19 protein-coding genes and 1 pseudogene are annotated in these 18,589 nt (G+C 70.0%); 7 read left to right on the top strand and 13 right to left on the bottom strand.

What is annotated here, in order from left to right:
- Nucleotides 1-287 precede the first annotated feature (287 nt).
- Nucleotides 288-689, bottom strand: a pseudogene (locus tag KN815_RS30400) (pyrophosphohydrolase domain-containing protein); the annotation flags it as partial.
- A 295-nt stretch (nucleotides 690-984) separates the two neighbouring features.
- Between KN815_RS30400 and KN815_RS30395 the strand changes: the two are divergent.
- The 5 genes from KN815_RS30395 to KN815_RS30375 all read left to right on the top strand — a co-directional run bounded on the left by KN815_RS30395 (nucleotide 985) and on the right by KN815_RS30375 (nucleotide 4,316).
- Entirely contained in the window at nucleotides 985-1,407 is a 423-nt protein-coding gene (locus tag KN815_RS30395; protein ID WP_216345078.1) for a TOBE domain-containing protein, read from the top strand.
- Nucleotides 1,408-1,636: 229 nt separating this feature from the next.
- Nucleotides 1,637-2,212, top strand: coding sequence for a TerD family protein (locus KN815_RS30390; protein WP_078642276.1), 576 nt, complete (start codon nucleotides 1,637-1,639; stop codon nucleotides 2,210-2,212).
- A gap of 130 nt (nucleotides 2,213-2,342) precedes the next feature.
- On the top strand, nucleotides 2,343-3,209 hold the full coding sequence (locus tag KN815_RS30385; protein WP_216345077.1) for a hypothetical protein: 867 nt from the start codon (nucleotides 2,343-2,345) through the stop codon (nucleotides 3,207-3,209).
- Complete coding sequence (locus tag KN815_RS30380; RefSeq protein WP_216345076.1) at nucleotides 3,206-3,796, top strand: TerD family protein; 591 nt, start codon at nucleotides 3,206-3,208, stop codon at nucleotides 3,794-3,796. Before KN815_RS30385 ends, KN815_RS30380 begins: the two co-directional genes overlap by 4 nt.
- A gap of 91 nt (nucleotides 3,797-3,887) precedes the next feature.
- Nucleotides 3,888-4,316, top strand: coding sequence for a DnaJ family domain-containing protein (locus KN815_RS30375; RefSeq protein WP_216345075.1), 429 nt, complete (start codon nucleotides 3,888-3,890; stop codon nucleotides 4,314-4,316).
- Between the two features lie 171 nt (nucleotides 4,317-4,487).
- Here KN815_RS30375 and KN815_RS30370 read toward each other — a convergent pair whose 3' ends face one another.
- Together KN815_RS30370 and KN815_RS30365 are read right to left on the bottom strand one after the other, a co-directional pair.
- Entirely contained in the window at nucleotides 4,488-4,874 is a 387-nt protein-coding gene (locus KN815_RS30370; RefSeq protein ID WP_216345074.1) for a VOC family protein, read from the bottom strand.
- Nucleotides 4,875-5,016: 142 nt separating this feature from the next.
- Nucleotides 5,017-5,799, bottom strand: coding sequence for a VOC family protein (locus KN815_RS30365; protein WP_216345073.1), 783 nt, complete (start codon nucleotides 5,797-5,799; stop codon nucleotides 5,017-5,019).
- A 286-nt stretch (nucleotides 5,800-6,085) separates the two neighbouring features.
- On the opposite strand from KN815_RS30365, the gene KN815_RS30360 reads away from it, so the two are divergent.
- Nucleotides 6,086-7,363: a cytochrome P450 gene (locus KN815_RS30360; protein ID WP_216345072.1), complete on the top strand. Its 1,278-nt coding sequence runs from the start codon at nucleotides 6,086-6,088 to the stop codon at nucleotides 7,361-7,363.
- 235 nt (nucleotides 7,364-7,598) lie between these two features.
- Here the strand turns inward: KN815_RS30360 and KN815_RS30355 are convergent, their stop codons facing one another.
- The gene (locus KN815_RS30355) at nucleotides 7,599-7,973 is read right to left on the bottom strand and encodes a nuclear transport factor 2 family protein (protein WP_216345080.1); all 375 of its coding nucleotides are present in this window, start codon (nucleotides 7,971-7,973) and stop codon (nucleotides 7,599-7,601) included.
- Nucleotides 7,974-8,080: 107 nt separating this feature from the next.
- On the opposite strand from KN815_RS30355, the gene KN815_RS30350 reads away from it, so the two are divergent.
- On the top strand, nucleotides 8,081-9,928 hold the full coding sequence (locus tag KN815_RS30350) for a S9 family peptidase (RefSeq protein WP_372458516.1): 1,848 nt from the start codon (nucleotides 8,081-8,083) through the stop codon (nucleotides 9,926-9,928).
- Here the strand turns inward: KN815_RS30350 and KN815_RS30345 are convergent.
- The 9 genes from KN815_RS30345 to KN815_RS30305 all read right to left on the bottom strand — a co-directional run.
- Nucleotides 9,834-10,766 carry an SURF1 family protein gene (locus KN815_RS30345; protein WP_216345071.1) on the bottom strand — a complete coding sequence of 311 codons (933 nt, stop codon included), beginning with the start codon at nucleotides 10,764-10,766 and terminating at the stop codon, nucleotides 9,834-9,836. The genes KN815_RS30350 and KN815_RS30345 overlap by 95 nt on opposite strands.
- A gap of 172 nt (nucleotides 10,767-10,938) precedes the next feature.
- Entirely contained in the window at nucleotides 10,939-12,381 is a 1,443-nt protein-coding gene (locus KN815_RS30340; protein WP_216345070.1) for a hypothetical protein, read from the bottom strand.
- Nucleotides 12,378-12,953 carry a SigE family RNA polymerase sigma factor gene (locus KN815_RS30335; protein WP_030829843.1) on the bottom strand — a complete coding sequence of 192 codons (576 nt, stop codon included), beginning with the start codon at nucleotides 12,951-12,953 and terminating at the stop codon, nucleotides 12,378-12,380. The genes KN815_RS30340 and KN815_RS30335 overlap by 4 nt, the downstream gene beginning before the upstream one ends.
- A 654-nt stretch (nucleotides 12,954-13,607) precedes the next feature.
- Nucleotides 13,608-14,699 carry an aspartate-semialdehyde dehydrogenase gene (locus KN815_RS30330; RefSeq protein ID WP_216345069.1) on the bottom strand — a complete coding sequence of 364 codons (1,092 nt, stop codon included), beginning with the start codon at nucleotides 14,697-14,699 and terminating at the stop codon, nucleotides 13,608-13,610.
- Nucleotides 14,696-15,976 (bottom strand): aspartate kinase, encoded by a 1,281-nt coding sequence (locus KN815_RS30325; RefSeq protein WP_216345068.1) that lies wholly within the window; start codon nucleotides 15,974-15,976, stop codon nucleotides 14,696-14,698. The genes KN815_RS30330 and KN815_RS30325 overlap by 4 nt, the downstream gene beginning before the upstream one ends.
- A 338-nt stretch (nucleotides 15,977-16,314) precedes the next feature.
- Nucleotides 16,315-16,980 (bottom strand): DUF5063 domain-containing protein, encoded by a 666-nt coding sequence (locus KN815_RS30320; protein WP_216345067.1) that lies wholly within the window; start codon nucleotides 16,978-16,980, stop codon nucleotides 16,315-16,317.
- Nucleotides 16,973-17,572, bottom strand: a complete 600-nt coding sequence (gene recR / locus KN815_RS30315) for a recombination mediator RecR (RefSeq protein ID WP_059148202.1) — start codon at nucleotides 17,570-17,572, stop codon at nucleotides 16,973-16,975. The genes KN815_RS30320 and recR overlap by 8 nt, the downstream gene beginning before the upstream one ends.
- Before the next feature lie 338 nt (nucleotides 17,573-17,910).
- Nucleotides 17,911-18,246, bottom strand: coding sequence for a YbaB/EbfC family nucleoid-associated protein (locus tag KN815_RS30310; protein WP_014061795.1), 336 nt, complete (start codon nucleotides 18,244-18,246; stop codon nucleotides 17,911-17,913).
- Nucleotides 18,247-18,375: 129 nt separating this feature from the next.
- Nucleotides 18,376-18,589, bottom strand: a 214-nt coding sequence (locus tag KN815_RS30305) for a hypothetical protein (protein WP_216345081.1), incomplete at its 5' end; no start/stop codon positions are given.

The raw sequence follows: 18,589 nt of genomic DNA, 5'->3' as shown, positions 1-18,589 counted from the left end.
ACGCCCTCGCCCAGCGGGAACGCCTCCCAGACACGGCGCTCGGCAGGGGTCAGGTCGGCGATCTCCATCGGCGGGATGGTGGCGCGGGGGTGCTCGGGGTGTCAACTGCCGGGGCGTCGGTCACCGGGGCGTCGGTCACCGGGCCGCCGGTCGGCGGTCGGCGGTCGGCGGTCGGCGGTCGGCGGTCGGCGGTCGGCGGTCGGCTATTCGGACGCCTTGGATGCGTCGGACGCGTCGGACGCGGCGGATGCGTCGGACGCGTCGGATGCGGCGGACGCGTCGGATGCGGCGGACGCGTCGGTCCAGCCCTGGCGGCGTAGGACGGCCGGGATGTCGGGGGGCTGGTAGTGGGCGCCCTTGAGGACCTTGCCGTCGGCGCGCAGGGTGGGGCGGCCGTCGGGGCCGAGTTTGGTCATATTGGCCCGGTGGATCTCGGCGATCACCTCATCGAGGTCGATGCCGTGGACCAGGGCGGTGCCATAGGCGACGTAGACGACGTCGGCCAGTTCATGGGCCAGGTGGTCGACGGCGCCGTGGGCGCTCGCCTCGGCTACTTCGGCGCACTCCTCGGCCAGTAGGTCTTGGCGGTGGGCGGCGAGTTCCGGTGAGACCTGGGTGGGGGTCGTACGGGCGTCGAGGCCGAAGGCCAGGTGGAATTCGCGGACGAGGTCGGCGGGAGAAGGGCGCATCCGTCCGATCGTACGTGGGGGTGGGCGGTCGGATGGGCCGTCGGGTGCGCCTGGGCGGTCGGGACGCCTGGGGGTGGTCGGTGTCTGGGGGTGGTCGGTATCTGGGCGGTCGGTGCTGGGCGGGCGGCCCGGCGTCGTACCGGGCGGGCGGGTGCCGCGCGTCGTATGGGGTCCGGTGGTCGTGTGGGCGGTGTGCCGTGGGGGAAGCGTCATGCGTCGGCGCGCGGATCCTTGGGTGGGTGCCTAGGGTGAGGCGTATCAGGTCCTCGACCTCCGCCTCCGGGGTGGTGCGCCCATGAGTCTCAGCATTCGCAATCAGCTCCCCGCCACCGTCGTGTCCGTGACGCCGGGCGAGGCCATGGCCATGGTCCTGGGGCGGCTGTCCGGGGGGCAGATGGTGACGGCCGCCGTGACCATGAGTGCCGTGAAGGAGCTCCGCATCGGGGAGGGCTCCGAGGTGATGGCGCTGGCCAAGGCCACTGAGGTGGCTCTGGCCACCGGGGAGGTCTCGGGGCTGAGCATCCGCAATCGTTTCCCGGGTACGGTCACCCGCCTCACCCTCGGTGCCGCCATGGCCACCGTTGTCGTCGCCATCGGCGGTGACCAGGAGCTCACGGCCGCCATCACCCAGGACGCCGCGGCGGAGCTGGGGCTCACCGAGGGCAGCCGCGTCACCGCGCTGATCAAGTCGACCGAGGTGTCGCTCGCCACCGCGTAGTCCGATGCGTCGGTGGTAGCCGGTCGTGGTCTGTGGTGGTCCGTGGTGGTCTGTGGCCAGCAGGCGGGGTCGGTCGATGGGCCGATTACCTGCGTCCCCGACGCGGGACCGACCCGTCCCCGCCCCGGTCCCGGCACCCCAGATCGCGCCAACCTCTCCGGCCTCCATCTCGCCTACTTCTACAGTGCTGTAGATTTTAACTCCGGTCCACCGAGCACTGGAGGAAAACGTGGGAGTTTCCCTGTCCAAAGGCGGCAACGTCTCGCTGAGCAAGGAGGCGCCGGGCCTGAGCGCGGTCATCGTCGGCCTGGGCTGGGACGTACGGACGACGACGGGCGCCGCCTACGACCTCGACGCCAGCGCCCTGCTGTGCGACGAGGCCGGGAAGGTCGCGTCCGACCGGCACTTCGTCTTCTACAACAACCTCACCAGCCCCGACGGCTCCGTGGAGCACACCGGCGACAACCTGACCGGTGAGGGCGAGGGCGACGACGAGGCCATCAAGGTCAATCTGGCCGCCGTGCCGGCCGAGATCGCCAGGATCGTCTTCCCGGTCTCCATCCACGACGCGGACGGCCGCGACCAGAACTTCGGCCAGGTCCGCAACGCCTTCATCCGGGTGGTCAACCAGGCCGACAACGCCGAACTCGCCCGCTACGACCTGAGCGAGGACGCCGCGACCGAGACGGCGATGGTCTTCGGCGAGCTCTACCGCAATGGCGCGGAGTGGAAGTTCCGCGCGGTCGGCCAGGGGTACGCCTCGGGGCTCGCGGGCATCGCCTCCGACTTCGGCGTCAATCTCTGACGCCCTCCCCAGCGGCCGTCGGGCCCGCCCTTCCCCCCCCTGAGGCGGGCCCGACGGCTGGTTCACACGGCGCGCGCAACTGGCGGTACGCCGCGCGGCTACGCGGTTCGGACACATCGAGGAAGCGGATATGACCGCCCCACCCGGGTTACAGGCCGAGGACAGGCCCGACTTCGAGCGGGCGCTGCACCAGGCGCTGCGTACGGCGGAGATCCGTGAGGCCCTGCGGCGCGACGGGGCCATCGGGGACGCGGACATCCAACGGCTGCGCTCCCAGGCGCTGGTGGAGAGCGAGGCGATCGCGACGGCCGCCGCGCCCGAATACGCCGCGTACCTCCGGCAACGCGCCGCCGCGGCGATGAGCCCGTCCACCGCGCCCGTTACGCCCGCCCTCTCTTCCCCGGCTGCCCTTTCTGCCTCGCCCGCCCTTTCAGCCTCGGCTGCACCATCTGCCTCGGCTGCCCTGTCTGCCTCGGCTGCCCCATCTCCTGCGGGCGCCTCCTCCCGCACGGCAGGCGTCCGTGGGCTGCTGCCGGCGCTCGCCGTCCTCGCACCAGCTCTGGCCGGTGTCTCGGCCGCGGCCTTTCTGCTCCTCGGCGGACTGCTGAAGCTCTTTCACTCCCAACGCGAGCTTGGCGAGGCACTGTTGACCGCCGGGCTGACCAGCGCGACGATCGCGGCGGTCACCCTGGCGGCGGGAGTGGCCTGCCTGCTCGCCACCGCCGTACGGCATCGCACCTCGGCCCCCGACCAGCACCCGCGCTCCCAACGCTCCCCACGTTCCCCGCGCTCCCCGCGCTCCCCGCGCTCCCAACGGCATCCGTACACACACCCGCCCCACATCGGGCGCCGGGATGACGCGGCCGTGGCCATGGCCCGCGACGCCTGGCTGAGGGCCCTTCTGCACCGCGGCATCCTGCCGTTTCTGCGCGACCGGCTGAAGATGTCGCAAAAACCATCCCGGATCAATCAGAAGAGCGAGAAAGGAAGCACATGACCGTAAATCTGGCCAAGGGCCAGCGGATCAGCCTGAGCAAGTCCGACGGGGGCGAGCTCAGCGCGGTGCGCATGGGCCTGGGCTGGCAGGCCGCGCCGCGCAAGGGGCTGCTCGCCCGGTTGACCGCCAAGGAGATCGACCTGGACGCCTCGGCCGTGCTCTTCGCCGGGCGGGAAGCCGTCGATGTCGTGTTCTTCCAGCATCTGACGAGCGACGACGGATCCGTACGGCACACCGGCGACAACCTCGTCGGTGGCACCGGCCAGGGCGGCGACGATGAATCGATCCTGATCGATCTACAGCGCGTTCCGGCCCATGTCGATCAGATCCTGTTCACGGTGAACTCCTTCACCGGGCAGACCTTCGCCGAGGTGCAGAACGCCTTCTGCCGTCTGATCGATGAGACCAACGGACAGGAACTGGCCCGCTACACCCTGAGCGGCGGCGGCCCCTACACGGCCCAGATCATGGCCAAGGTGCACCGCGAGGGCGGGGCGGGCGGGGCCTGGCAGATGTCGGCGATCGGCGCGCCCGCCACCGGCCGGACATTCCAGGATCTGCTGCCGGTCCTCGCCTCCCACCTCTGAGCTGACGGAGCAAGCCTCCCCCTCTCGGCATCTGACAAGCGGGCTGAAACGGCTGTGGCGCGTTTCGGGCCATCCGAGGGAGAATCTCAGGGTGACCGAGCGAAAGCCACCGGGCATCAGCTTCGAAACATGGGCCGACCGACAGATCCGCGAGGCGGAGGAACGCGGCGCGTTCGCGAACCTCCCGGGAAGGGGAAAACCTCTCCCGAATCTCAACAAGCCCTACGACGATCTGTGGTGGGTCAAGGAGAAGATGGCCCGCGAGAATCTGTCATTTCTGCCGCCGACACTTGTGCTGCGCAAAGAGGCGGAGGACGCGCTCGCCGCCGTGGAAACGGCGCCCTCGGAACGGCGGGTGCGGGAGATCCTCTCGGAGGTCAATGACAAGATCCGGGAGGCGATCCGGCGGCCCCCACCCGGCCCGCCGCTCCATCTCACGCCCTTCGACATCGACGAGGTCGTACGGGAGTGGCGAGAGCGCCGGGACGGGATGGAGCACGACGGGGATCAGCCCGGCTGACCGTCGGCTGCCGACCGCTGATCGCTGATCGCGGATCGCCGACCACTGGCCACCACCCAGTGACCATCACCCAGTGACCGCGACGAAGGTGGGCCGGGGCGCGTGCGCCCCGGCCCGCTCATGGTTCAGGGTCCGCCCGATTCGGGGCCCATGTTCCAGGGCCTCCCCGGGCTACTCCTCGTTGCCGTACGGGCGGGTGATGATCTCCATGCCATGACCGGCCGGGTCCAAGAAGTACAGCCCGCGGCCGCCGTAATGGTGGTTGATCTCGCCCGGCTGCTTCAGATGGGGATCGGCGTAGTACGTGACCCCCTGCTGCCGGATCCGCTCGAAAGCCGCGTCGAACTCCTCGTCCGAGATGAGGAACGCGTAATGCTGCATGACGATCGACTCACCGGGAATGGTGGCGAAGTCCAGGGTGACACCGTTACTCGTCTCCAGCGGAACGAACGGGCCCCACGCTTCTCCCACCTCGAGATCGAGGATGTTCGCCAGGAATTCCGCGGATTCGCGGTTGTCCAGGGAATGGACGATCGTGTGATTCAACTCGACAGACACTGTGGAATGCCTCCGTAAGGCAATCTCACGGGCACCTCCATGCCTCACCCAGTCGGTGACCGACACGCGATGCCGTATCTCCGATCGTAGGCGGCACCACCTCCGACCGTCGAGGCCCAGTGCGACGTCGAGGCCCAGTTCCTCAGCCGCACGCCACGGAAGCGGATTCCCCGTCGGCGGCTTCTTTCCTGACCGCCGCCACGTTGAAGATCCCGCCCTCCGGGTCGCGCAGCGCCGCGACGCGCCCATAGGGGGTGTCGGCCGGCGGGGAGAGGATGCCGCCGCCGAGTTCCGCGGCTCGTTCGGCGACCTCGTCGACGTCCTTCACGCAGAAGTAGACCCGCCAGCGGGGCCGGACGTTCGGGTCCGGGGCGGCCTCGATGGCGCCGCCGCGCAGCCCCGCGACCGCCTTACCGTCGATATGGAGGACCACCCGGTCATGTTCGAAGCGGACGTCGCAGCGCTCGCGCTGCTGGCTGTCCCAGCCGAAAACCTGCCCATAGAAGAGCGCCGCCTCGAAGGCGTCGCGGGTACGCAACTCCAGCCATACGGGCGCGCCCGGTCTGCGCTCGCCCCACCAGGCGGAGGTCAGATCGCCCTCCCAGATGCCGAAGTTGGCCCCGTCCGGGTCGGCCGCCCAGGCCACCCGCCCGCTGCCGAACTCCAGCGGCCCGACCGCGACCGTGCCACCGCGCTCCTGGACGCGCGAGGCCACCTCGTCCGCGCTGTCCGCCGCGAAGTACGTGGTCCAGATGACCGGGAGGGTCACCCCCGCCGAGGGGGACGAGGCGCCGATGCCTACGGTCGGTACGCCGCCCTCGGTGTACGCGATGGTGTAACGGCCGTGCCCCTGCCGGGTGGGGCGGAAGGCCCAGCCGAAGAGCTCTCCGTAGAAGGTGTGCGCGCGGTCCAGATCCGCTGCCATGAGACTCACCCAGCACGGTGCGCCCTGGACAGCACGGAACCTCTCCCGCAAGGCCGCTCACCTCACTCATGTCCCTGGGGGCGCCACAGGCGTGCCCAGGCAGCCGTCATCGCTCGCGCTTCCTGCCCGATATCTCCACTTTGCTCTGATTTCGTGGTCGGCGCCACCTTGGTGCCCACCGGCGCGCCCGCCCGGGCAGGGGGCACATGCGTTGTGGCGCATCACACCGGGGCACGTCCGGCACCGAGGCATGGCCGGCCGGCCATGGCAGGGCAGTATTGCGCCCATGTCGAATCTCCGCTCAAACATCGTGTCCTGGCTGGGCCGCAAGTACTTTTCGAGAATTCAGAAAAATGGCTTCGACTTGTCCAAGATGTCGTTCCTCCCGGACGCCACGCTGGCGCCGCTGAGGCGCGATGGACTCGACCCGATTGCCGATCTGTCCCGAACCAGGACAAAAGAACCCATCAGCAAGATATGGCTGCCTTTCGGCATCAATGCCTGGCTTGTCACCGGATATGACGAGACCAAGGCGGTGCTCGGAAAGGCGAAGGGGTTCAGCTCCGATTTCACCAACCTCGCGGAACGGAACATCGGCGTCGCCCCGCAGCAGAATCCGGGAGGTCTCGGCTTCAGCGATCCACCGACGCATACGAGACTGCGACGCCTGCTGACGCCCGAATTCACCATGCGGCGACTCAGCAGGCTCACCCCGCGCATCCACTCCATCATCGAGGAGCGCCTCGACGAGATGGCGGCGGCCAAGGGCCCGGTGGATCTCGTGGAGGCATTCGCCCTCCCCATTCCCGCGCTGGTCATCTGCGAACTGCTCGGGGTGCCGTACGAGGACCGCGACGACTTCCAGCGCCACAGCACCGCGCGGTTCGATCTCTTCAGCGGTGCGAACGCCTCCCTCGGCGCGATGTCGGACTCCCTTTCCTATCTGCACGGGATCGTCCGTAAACAGCGTGAGACGCCCGGCGACGGGCTGCTCGGCATGCTGGTGAAGGAGCACGGCGATGAAGTCGACGACCAGGAGCTGGCCGGGCTCGCCGACGGAGTGCTGACCGGCGGTCTGGAGACGACCGCGAGCATGCTGGCGCTCGGCACGCTGGTGCTGCTCCAGGACCCCGAGCACTTCGCCGCCATACGTGATCACGACGATGCCGTGGACCCGTTCGTGGAAGAGCTGCTGCGCTATCTCACGGTGGTGCAGGTGGCCTTCCCGCGGTTCGCCCGCGAGGACATGGAGATCGCGGGCACGCGCATTTCCGCCGGCGATCTGGTGCTGTGCTCACTGAGCGGGGCCAACCGCGACGAGAAACTGGGCCCGGACATGGAGCGGGTCGATCCGCACCGGCAGGCCCCCTCGCATCTGGCCTTCGGATACGGCATCCACCGCTGCATCGGCGCCGAGCTGGCCAAGATGGAACTCCGGGCCGCCTATCCCGCGCTCATACGGCGGTTCCCGGAGATGCGACTCGCCACACCGGCGGAGAAGCTCTCCTTCCGGAAGCTCTCCATCGTCTATGGCGTGGACGAGCTGCCGGTGCTGCTGGGGTAGCGGAGCCCGGGGACCCGAGGACCCGGGGAGGGGACGGGGTGAACGGGAGGGACAGGGGCTGGGGCCGGTGAAGTGGGGGCCGGAGGGGTGGGAACCGGAGGGGTAGGGACCGAAGGGGTGGGACCCGGGGGAAGGGGCGGAATCGCGCGCGTAGGGGCTACGGACGGTTGCGGACGGAAGAGTTCAAGCTGCTGCCCGGCATCGCCTGCGAGCAGTCGGAAACGTCCAGAAGCACTCAGAAGCGCTCGACCATTTGCTCGCGCTCACGCGGAGGCTCGTACGGCGCCGGCCAGAAGTCGGTGATGGTCTGGATCCTGCCGTCCGCCGAGGCGGTGAAGAAGCTGATCGCCTGCGTCTCCTCCTCGTCCTCGCTGAAGCGCACCCAGGAGACCGCCTGCGCGCCGTCGGCGATGACGCGCTCGACCTCCAGACTCCACTCGCCCAGGTACTCGGCGTTGAAGCGGACCACACCGTCCCGGCCGAGCACCCGCTCGCGGGTCTGCGGCAGTTCGTAGCGGACGTCGTCGGCGAGCGTGGCACCGAACGCCCGCCAGTCCCTGGCCTGGGCCGTTGCCCAGTATGTCTCCACTGTCGCGGCTATGTCGGCCATCAGCTCCCCCTCGGTGTACGGGCCCCCGTCCATCCCGCCGCGAACGTTATCCACAGGCGCGGGGCGACGCCAGCGCGCATGTCGGGGTGCGGCGCAGAATGGTGAGCATGACTGAGAGCACGGAGTCCATGCCGGACTGGGAAAAGCGCTTCCGGGCGCCGCGAGTGGGGCTGCCCGACTGGGCGGAAGAAGCCCCGGACCACTCACTGTTCGTCTCGAACGCCACGGGCACATACGAGCTGTACGCATGGGATCGGGCGACCGGTGCGCAGCGGCAGGTCACGGACCGGCCGAACGGGACGACCGACGGGGTGCTGTCGCCGGACGGCCGGTGGATCTGGTGGTTCTCGGACACCGATGGCGATGAGTTCGGGGTCTGGCTGCGTCAGCCGTTCAGCGGCGGCGAGGGGGACGGGGGCCCGGCCGACGAGCCCGCGACCCCCGGCCTGGAGCCCTCCTATCCCGCGGGGCTCGCGCTGGGCCGCGACGGCACGGCGATCGTCGGGCGGTCCACCGACGAGGACGGCTCGACCATCCATGTGGTGCGGCCGGGTGGCGAGCCCGAGGAGATCTACCGGCATCGCGAGTCCGCGGGAGTGGGCGATCTCTCCCATGACGGGACGCTGATCGCGATCGAGCACACCGAGCACGGCGACGCGATGCACTCGGCGATCCGGGTCCTGCGGCTGGACGGGACGGCCGTCGCGGAGCTGGACGACACCAAGGGCGGCACCGAGGAGCTGGGCCTGTCCGTGATGGGCTTCGCGCCCGTCGAGGGGGACACCCGGCTGCTGGTCGGGCACCAGCGGCGCGGCCGGTGGGAGCCCATGGTGTGGGATCCGGTCACCGGTGTGGAGACCGCGCTGGCGATCGATCTGCCCGGCGACGTCGGGGCGGACTGGTTCCCGGACGGATCGGCGCTGCTGGTCGAGCACAGCCATCAGGCGCGCAGCGAGCTGCTGCGGTACGACCTCGGCTCCGGCGAGCTGACCCGCCTGGAGACCCCGGCGGGCACGATCTCGGGCGCCACGGCGCGGCCGGACGGCACGGTGGAGTTCCTGTGGTCGTCGGCCGAGAAGCCGCCCCAGGTGCGCTCGACGAGCGGGCGGACGGTGCTGGACCCGCCCGGTTTCGCGGCCCCGGAGTCGGTACGGGTCAGCGACGCGTGGGTGGACGGCCCCGGCGGGCGAGTGCACGCGCTGGTGCAGAAGCCCGCGGGCGAGGGCCCCTTCCCGACGGTCTTCGACATCCACGGCGGGCCGACCTGGCATGACAGCGACGCCTTCGCGGCGGGCCCCGCGGCCTGGGTGGACCACGGCTTCGCCGTGGTGCGGGTCAACTACCGCGGCTCCACTGGGTACGGGCGGGCGTGGACGGACGCGCTCAAGCACCGGGTCGGGCTGATCGAGCTGGAGGACATCGCGGCCGTGCGGGAGTGGGCGGTGGCCTCCGGGCTCGCCGACCCCGAGCGGCTGGTGCTGGCCGGCGGTTCCTGGGGCGGCTATCTCACGCTGCTGGGGGTCGGGACGCAGCCGGATTCCTGGGCGCTGGGGCTGGCCGCGGTCCCGGTCGCCGACTATGTGGCGGCCTACCACGACGAGATGGAGGCCCTGAAGTCGATGGACCGCACCCTGCTGGGCGGCACCCCGGAGGAGGTGCCGGAGCGGTTCGAGGCGTCGTCCCCGCTGACCTATGTGGATCAGGTGCGGGCGCCGGTCTATATCTCGGCGGGGCTGAACGACCCCCGCTGCCCCATACGGCAGATCGACAACTATGTGGAGCGGCTCGAGCAGCGCGGCACCCCGCATGAGGTCTACCGCTATGACGCGGGGCACGGCTCGCTGGTCGTCGAGGAGCGGATCAAGCAGTTGCGCTTGGAGATCGAGTTCGCTCGGCGTCATCTGGGGTCCGGTCCGCACCCGGCGCCGTCGGAGCCGTCGGCTCGGGCGGTGTGATGCCGAGGGCCAGATCGCGGGCCGTCTCGGCCTCGCGGCGGAACAGCCGGAACCACATGAAGATCACGAAGCCCGCGAAGACGAACCACTCACCGGTGTAGCCCAGATTCTGGAACGCCTTGATGTCGAGCCCGGTGCCCTCCGCCGCCGTGGGCGGCACCGGCTTCAGGGCCCCGGGAGCCTGGGCGGAGGTCACCCAGGCGTCGTACACCTGGTACGGCACCAGGTTGACCAGGGAGGCGGCGCTGATCATGCCGAGCTGACCGCGGGGGAGGCCACCGGCCGCGCTCACCCCGTCGCCGCCCTGGTGCTCGGACGCCTGGAGGGCCCCTGTGACGGTCACCTCACCGGAGGGGGGTGCGGGCACCTTGGCGGCGGCCGCGGGATCGTCGGCGTTGCCGGGGAGCCAGCCACGGACGACGGGCAGCGCCTTGGCCCCGGCTCCGCCCTTGCCGTCGGGCTCGGCCTTGCCGTCGGCCGCGCCCTTGCCTCCGCCGACGTCCCCGTCCGCGTCCATGCGGAGCAGGGTCAGCACATAGAAGCCGTCGCGGCCGTCCAGCCGCCTGTCGGGCACGAGGAGTTGATGTGTGGTGTCGTATCGGCCGGTGGCGGTCGCCCGCTCCCCGGAGGTCTGCGCGGTGACCGGCAGCAGGTCGCTCAGCGGCCGGGCCGCGGCCTTCCGCTCGCGGGACGCGTCGTCCTGCTGCTGGTTATGCGTGTCGACGCGGGTCTCGAAGCGGCTGAGCTGCCAGCTCCCCATGAAGAGGCAGACCGGGATCGCCAGCAGGGTGAACACGTTGATCACCCACCAGCGGGGTGTCAGCAGAAACCGATACACACCACCACGGTACGGGCCTCGCGTCGGGGTCCCGGCGGCGGGGCCGCCCCACAGACCCCCGCGCGTCGGCCCCGGGATCCCGCCGCGGCGCGTCGGGAGCGCCGCAGTGGCCTCCCTGGGGCGGCTCCTCGGACTGCCGCTGCCCCATAGCTCCAGAGGGACGCCGACAGGTCTAGAGGGACGCCAGCAGGCCGGTGCGGTAGATCGTTCCGGCGCAGGCGCCGCTGATCGTCACACTCGCCGCGGCCGGGTCGCCCGCCTCCGGTGTGTGGCTGACCAGGACGCTCGCGTCCTGCGGCTCACCGCCGCCACCGCCGCCGCCCGGCTCGCCCGAGCTGGGGTTGTCCTGCGGCCCGTCCTGGGCCGGGTCGGTGGACGGATCGGGGGTCGGTGTGCCGGTGGTGGAGCAGCCGCTGGTGCCGCCACCCGCCGCCGGGATCCAGGCGAACTTGACCTCGTACGCCTGGCCGGGCTTGAGGATGAGCGTGCCCGGCTGGAGGGAGGGATCGGGCAGCCCTGCCGCCGCGTCGCCCGCCGTGTGGTCGACGACGAGGATCCGCGCGGCGTCCGCACCGCCCTGGGCGCTCGCGCCCACCGAGCCGCTGCCCTCGACCGTGCAGGCGCTGTCCGAGATGTTCGCGACGCGGAACGAGCCGTAGACCCGCCCCTCGGCGTCGGCCGTCCCGACCGATCCGGCGCCACCGCTGGTGAGCTGGGCGCGGCTACAGGTGGGGGAGGTGGCGTTCAGCGTGTTGGAGGGATCGGGGGCTGTACCGCCGCCGGGGCCGTCCTCCTCCTCGCCCTTCGGCGGCTTGCCCTTCCCCTTGTCCTTGTCCTTGTCGCCCTTGTCCTGCTCGACCGTGTCGGCGGGCCCGTCGGAGCCCTTGCCGCCACTGCCCCCGCCGTGCCGGCCGCCGCTGGTCTCAGGGGTGCGGTGGCTGCTGGCGGCATTGGCCGGGCGTTCGTCCGCGCCGTTGCTGGTGGTCGCGACGTGTACCAGCGCCGGTACGGCCGCGCAGCCGAGCACCGCCGCGGCCGCGGCCCCGACCAGAGCCTGACGCCGCCGCGCGCGGCGGGCGGGCACGGCGCGCCGCAGATGGTCGAGGGAGTCGGAGGACGGTTCGAGATCGGCGACGGCGCGGTGCAGCAGCCGCCGCAGCGCCCCCTCGTCCTCACCGCCGGGCCCGTCGTCGTCGAGCTGAATACGGATGGGCGTCAGGGGCGTCACCCGCCCCTGCCCGGACGGGGCGGACGTGGCGGCCCCGGCCGACCCGCCGGACTTCCCGGCCGCCGCAGACCCGCCGGACTCCTTGGCTCCCGTGGAATCCGCAGACTCCGTGGACTCACCGGCCTCCGCGGACTCACCGGCCTCCGCGGACTCACCGGCCTCCGCGGACTCACCGGCCTCCGCGGACTCACCGGCCTCCGTGGACTCACCGGCCTCCGCAGACTCACTGGCCTCCGCAGACTCCGTCGGCTTCACCGACTCCATCGGCCGCGTGGACTCCGTCGGCTCCGTCGGCTCCACCGACTCCACTGGTTCTCGGGATTCGGGCTCATGGCCCGTCCGCCGCCCGGGTTCGTCCGGGTCCGGCGTATGTGTGTTGTGGTTCATGCCGGAGCCTCCATGGCGACGCGGAGCGCCGCGATGCCACGCGAGCCGTACGCCTTGACCGAGCCGAGCGATATGCCCAGCGTCTCGGCCACCTGGGCCTCGGTCATATCGGCGAAGTAGCGCAGCACGAGGACCTCGCGCTGACGGCGCTGAAGTCCCCTCATCGCCTTGATCAGTTGATCGCGTTCAAGCTGTTCGTACGCCCCTTCCTCGGCACTTGCCATATCGGGCATCGGCTTGGAGAGCAGCTTCAGCCCGAGGATGCGCCGGCGCAGCGCGGAGCGGGAGAGATTGACGACCGTCTGCCGCAGATAGGCAAGGGTCTTCTCGGGATCCCGGACTCTCTTGCGCGCCGAGTGCACACGGATGAACGCTTCCTGCACGACGTCCTCGCAGGACGCGGTGTCGTCGAGAAGGAGCGCGGCGAGACCGAGCAGCGACCGGTAATGGGCGCGGTAGGTCTCGGTGAGGTGATCGACTGTGGTGCCCGCTGCCATCGCGTCGTCAGTGTCCTCGCGCCCTGTTGTGATGTGCGCGGGGCGGGCCGTCGGCCATGGCGCGATCACCGGCATGCCACTTGGCGTACGCGGGGGGCGTACCGCCGCGCCGCCGCGCCCTGGAACTGTTGCGATGCCGAATACCTCTGCCACGCCTGTTGGACACGCCGCCCCCTGTCAGGGTTGTACGCGCGAGGCACCGCTTTTGACGATGCGTTCAATGCCCCCATGCGCATCAAATCTTCCCCAATGCCCCAGTTGTCCCCGCGCCCACTAAGGGGCGGCTGGAAAGACGCTCCCCGCCTACTGCCGGTTGCAGCGGGCGGGGAGCGAATACGTCGATCAGGTCAACGGCCCAGCTCAGCTCGTCCAGGCCAGTGACAGGCACACAGGATATTCACATCTGCCGGTCAACGCACTGGTGAAACGTCACTTTAAGACGGTCGCTCACCTTAGGACAGCCCAAGCCCCTCACTTCACCATGGATCGTGACCCGGCGGCGAGCCCTGCTTCACGGCGAGCCCTGCTTCGCGTTGGGTCCTGCTTCGCGTTGGGTCCTGCTTCGCGTTGGGTCCTGCTTCGCGTTGGGTCCTGCTTCGCGTTGGGTCCTGCTTCGCGTTGGGTCCTGCTTCGCGTTGGGTCCTGCTTCGTATGGGGTCCTGCTTCGTATGGGGTCCTGCTTGGTGGCCGGTCCTGCCTCGTGGTGGCGTGACGGGCCCTGCGGCCCTCTCACCTCGCGGCGGCCCCGCCCGCCAGCTCCGCCGCGACGACCTCCGCGATCTGCGCGGTGTTCAGCGCCGCGCCCTTGCGCAGGTTGTCGCCGCAGACGAACAGCTCCAGCGCCCTCGGGTCGTCCAGCGACCGCCGCACCCGGCCCACCCAGGTGGGGTCGGTGCCCACGGCATCGGCGGGGGTGGGGAATTCGCCCTCCGCCGGGTTGTCGCAGAGCACCACACCGGGGGCGCCCGCCAGGATCTCGTGCGCCGCCTCGACCGTCACCTCGTTCTCGAACCGCGCGTGCACGGCCAGCGAATGCGTGGTGATCACGGGCACCCGGACACAGGTCGCGGTGACCCTCAGCTCCGGCAGCCCCAGGATCTTGCGGGACTCGTCGCGCACCTTGAGCTCCTCGGAGGACCAGCCGTCCTCCTTGAGCGAACCGGCGAACGGCACCACATTGAGCGCCATCGGCGCCGGGAACGGCCCGGTGTCGCCCACCGCCCGCCGTACGTCCCCGGGGTGGGTGCCCAACTCCGTACCGGCGACCAGCGCGAGCTGCTCGCGCAGGGCGTCGATGCCTTCCTGGCCCGCACCGGAGACCGCCTGGTACGAGGAGACGATCAGCTCGCTCAGCCCGAACTCGGCGTGCAGCGCGCCCATCGCGACGATCATCGACAGGGTGGTGCAGTTGGGGTTGGAGATGATGCCGCGCGGCCGGACCCGGGCCGCGTGCGCGTTCACCTCCGGCACCACCAGGGGGACATCGGGGTCCATCCGGAAGGCGCCGGAGTTGTCGACGGCCACCGCGCCCTTGCTCGCCGCGATGGGCGCCCACCGCGCCGAGATCTCGTCCGGTACGTCGAACATCGCGACGTCGACGCCCTCGAACGCCTCCTCGCTCAGCGCGATGACCTCGACCTGCTCACCCCGGACGGTCAGCTTCCGGCCGGCCGAGCGGGGCGAGGCGATCAGCCGGATCTCGCCCCAGATGTCGGCACGCTCCGAGAGGATCGAGAGCATGACGGTGCCGACGGCGCCGGTGGCACCGACGACCGCGAGGGTGGGCTTGTCGCCCCCGGCGGCACCGCCATGACCGGTCATCGGCCGGTCCCTCCGTAAACCACCGCTTCGTCGCTGTCGCTGTCCAGGCCGAAGGCGCTGTGCACGGCCACCACCGCGTCCTTCACATCGTCGGCGCGGGTGACGACCGAGATGCGGATCTCGGAGGTCGAGATCAGCTCGATGTTGACCCCGGCGTTCGACAGCGCCTCGAAGAAGGTCGCGGTGACCCCCGGGTTGGTGCGCATTCCGGCACCGATCAGGGAGATCTTCGCGATCTGGTCGTCGTAGCGCAGCGAGTCGAAGCCGATCAGCGACTTCGACTTGGTCAGCGCCTCCATCGCCCGGTGGCCGTCCGTCTTCGGCAGCGTGAAGGAGATGTCGGTCAGCCCGGTCGACGCGGCGGAGACGTTCTGCACCACCATGTCGATGTTGATCTCGGCGTCGGAGATGGTACGGAAGATGGCCGCGGCCTCACCCGGCTTGTCCGGCACCCCGACGACCGTGACCTTGGCCTCGGACGTGTCGTGCGCGACCCCGGAGATGATCGCCTGCTCCATGCCTTCTTCTCCTTCTCCCGCTTCCGGCCGGTTGCGCACCCAGGTGCCCTGGTGGCCGGAGAAAGACGACCGTACGTGGATGGGGATGTTGTACCGGCGTGCGTACTCCACGCAGCGCAGGTGCAACACCTTGGAACCGCTCGCGGCGAGCTCCAGCATGTCCTCGTACGGAATCTCGTTGATCTTGCGAGCCTTCTTCACCACGCGCGGATCGGCGGTGAACACGCCGTCCACATCGGTGTAGATCTCGCACACCTCGGCGTCCAGGGCCGCGGCCAGCGCGACCGCGGTGGTGTCCGAACCACCCCGGCCGAGGGTGGTGATGTCCTTGCTCTTCTGGGACACGCCCTGGAAGCCCGCGACGATCGCGACCGCGCCGAGCTCCAGCGCGTCGCGGATGCGGCCCGGCGTGACGTCGATGATCCGTGCTTTGTTGTGAACCGCGTCGGTGATGACTCCCGCCTGGCTGCCGGTGAACGACAGCGCCTCGTGACCGAGGTTTTTGATCGCCATCGCCAGCAAGGCCATGGAGATCCGCTCTCCCGCGGTCAGCAGCATGTCGAACTCGCGCCCAGTAGGAATCGGGGATACCTGCTCGGCGAGATCGATCAGCTCGTCCGTCGTGTCGCCCATCGCGGAGACCACGACGACCACCTGGTGGCCGTTCTTCTTGGCTTCCACGATTCGCTTGGCGACCCGCTTGATGCCTTCGGCATCGGCAACGGAGGAGCCTCCGTACTTCTGCACGACAAGGCCCACGTGCGCTCCTCGCAGCTCTCAATAATGCGGTCGGCTCAGTTTAACGAGCGGCCGGAATTTACCCTCCCAATATCACATAGCGAGACGAATGCCTCACAAAGTGATCAAGGAGGGCAAGGAGACAGGGGGCATCACGCGCCGCATACGTCCATGCGTCCGCGAGATTCCCCGCATCCCTCCCACCCGCTCAGCGACGAACCCTTCCCGCTCGCCGCCGAAGCACACGGGAACGTAACCCAGCTCACAGGCTCGGACGGGTTCGGACCGAACCCTGCGGGCCAACTCGGATCTTCCCGCTGACCGCCCCGGGCACCGGTCAGCGCCGCCCCGGGCACCGGTCAGCGCGGCCCCGAGCGCAGACCGAGCGGTCCCGCGATCTCCGCCGCCATGACCCGGCCGGCCTCCTCCGCGAGCTCCTCGTCACCGCCCGCGTTGCTGTCCGTGTCCAGGCCGTCCAGCTCGTCCAGCGGGCTGTCCAGCCGTACGTGCGCGACCAGCGACTGCAACGCGCGCAGGGCCGCCGACGCGGTCGTCCCCCAGTTGGAGAGGTACGAGAACTGCCACCACCACAGCGCCTCGCTGATCCGGCCCTCGCGGTAGTGCGCCATTCCGTGCCGCAGATCGGTGACGATCCCGGCGAGATCGTCGGAGATCCGGCAGGCGACGGGCTGGCTGCGCGGCACGTACGGGTCGAAGACCTCCGAGTAGATGTCCACCGGCTCCAGCAGCACGGCGAAGCGCTCACGCAGCTCGTCGACGTCCGGCTCCGGGCCGACGTCCGGTTCGTACCGCTCGTCCGGAACGAAGTCCTCGTGCGCGCCGAGCCGGCCGCCCGCGAGGAGCAACTGGGACAGCTCGAGGAGCAGAAACGGTACAGCGCTGTCCGGCTCGTCCCCCTTGGCGACTTCGGTGACCGCGACGATGAAGCTCTCGATCTGGTCGGAGATCTGGACCGCGAAGTCGTCCGGGTCCGGGTGGGCGTCGTGCAGCGTTGCGTCAGACATCGAGAAGTCTTCTCCCTTCGAAGGCACGACCCAGCGTGACCTCGTCGGCGTACTCCAGGTCTCCACCGACAGGGAGGCCGCTGGCCAGGCGAGTGACCTTCAAACCCATGGGCTTGATCATGCGCGCGAGGTACGTGGCGGTGGCTTCGCCCTCCAGATTCGGATCGGTGGCCAGGATCAGCTCCGTGACCGTCCCGTCCGCGAGCCGCCCCAGCAGTTCCCTGATCCGCAGATCGTCCGGGCCCACGCCCTCGATGGGGCTGATCGCCCCGCCGAGCACGTGATAGCGGCCTCGGAACTCACGCGTCCGCTCGATCGCGACGACGTCCTTCGGCTCCTCGACCACGCAGATGATCGCGGGGTCGCGGCGGGGGTCCTGGCAGACGCGGCACTGCTCGGCCTCGGCGACGTTCCCGCACACCGCGCAGAACCGCACCTTCTCCTTGACCTGGGTCAACGCATGCGCGAGGCGGCGGACATCGGTGGGCTCGGACTGGAGGATGTGGAAGGCGATCCGCTGCGCGCTCTTGGGACCGACGCCGGGCAGCCTGCCCAACTCGTCGATGAGGTCCTGGACCACGCCCTCGTACACGCCTTCATCCAATCTCGCGCCGCCGCGCGGTGGCTGTACTGCATATGAATATTCGGTTGCGCCGCACCCTCACTGCCGGGGCCGCCGTGGTCCCGTGGCCGGGCCCCGGGAGCCGGGTGGGCCCCGGGGAGCCCGGGGGACCCTGGGGACCCTGGGGACCCGGTGGGATTACGGAACCCTATGAGATTGGAGAGCCCGGGGACCCGAAAACCCAAGGAACCGAGAAACCGAGGATCCGGAATCCCGAGGACCAGGGGACCCGGGAGACCCCCGGAATCCGGGAGACCCACGGAACCCAGGAGACCCGAGGGACCCAGAAGACCCGAGGGACCCGAGGATCAGAACGGGAGCCCGGGCATACCGCCCAGCCCCTGGGCCAGCGGGCCGAGCTTCTGCTGCTGGAGCTCCTGCGCGGCGTTATTGGCGTCGCGGACGGCCGCGACGACCAGATCCGCGAGGGTCTCCGTGTCCTCAGGATCCACGGCCTTGGGGTCGATGACCAGGCCCTGCAACTCACCGGAACCGGTCACGGTCGCCTTCACCAGGCCACCGCCCGCGGAACCCTCGACATGAGTCCGGGCCAGCTCCTCCTGGGCCGCGGCGAGGTCCTGCTGCATCTTCTGAGCCTGTTGCAGCAACTGCTGCATATTCGGCTGGCCACCACCGGGGATCACGGCTTCGCTCCTGGCGCTCGACAGTCGTTCTCTTCGATAGCCCGAGCCTACGTGCTCCCCGAGCGCCCTGCTCTACGCCGTACGGAGGAGACACGGCTACATAGGGCATGGGTGCGGGGCCCACGCCTCCTACTCGTTGACGATCTCTTCGATCACCGTGGCACCGAGCTCGCGAACGATCAGGTCGTGCCCGCTCAGCGCGGTGTCGTCCAGGTCCGGGTCGTCCTCGGCCGGCATGTCGTCCTCCAGCGCGACCCGCGGAGGCTCGGGCTCCCGGTACGCCGCCGCCTCGGGGGGCGGGCCCGCGTCCGCGGCTCCGGACGGCGCGGCGGGGGCGGCCGAG

It is taken from the genome of Streptomyces niphimycinicus (genome assembly GCF_018883605.1).
In the GTDB taxonomy this organism is placed as follows: Bacteria; Actinomycetota; Actinomycetes; order Streptomycetales; family Streptomycetaceae; genus Streptomyces; species Streptomyces niphimycinicus.
Note: the sequence above shows the minus strand (reverse complement) of the source record. Positions and strands in the feature narration are given on the sequence as shown.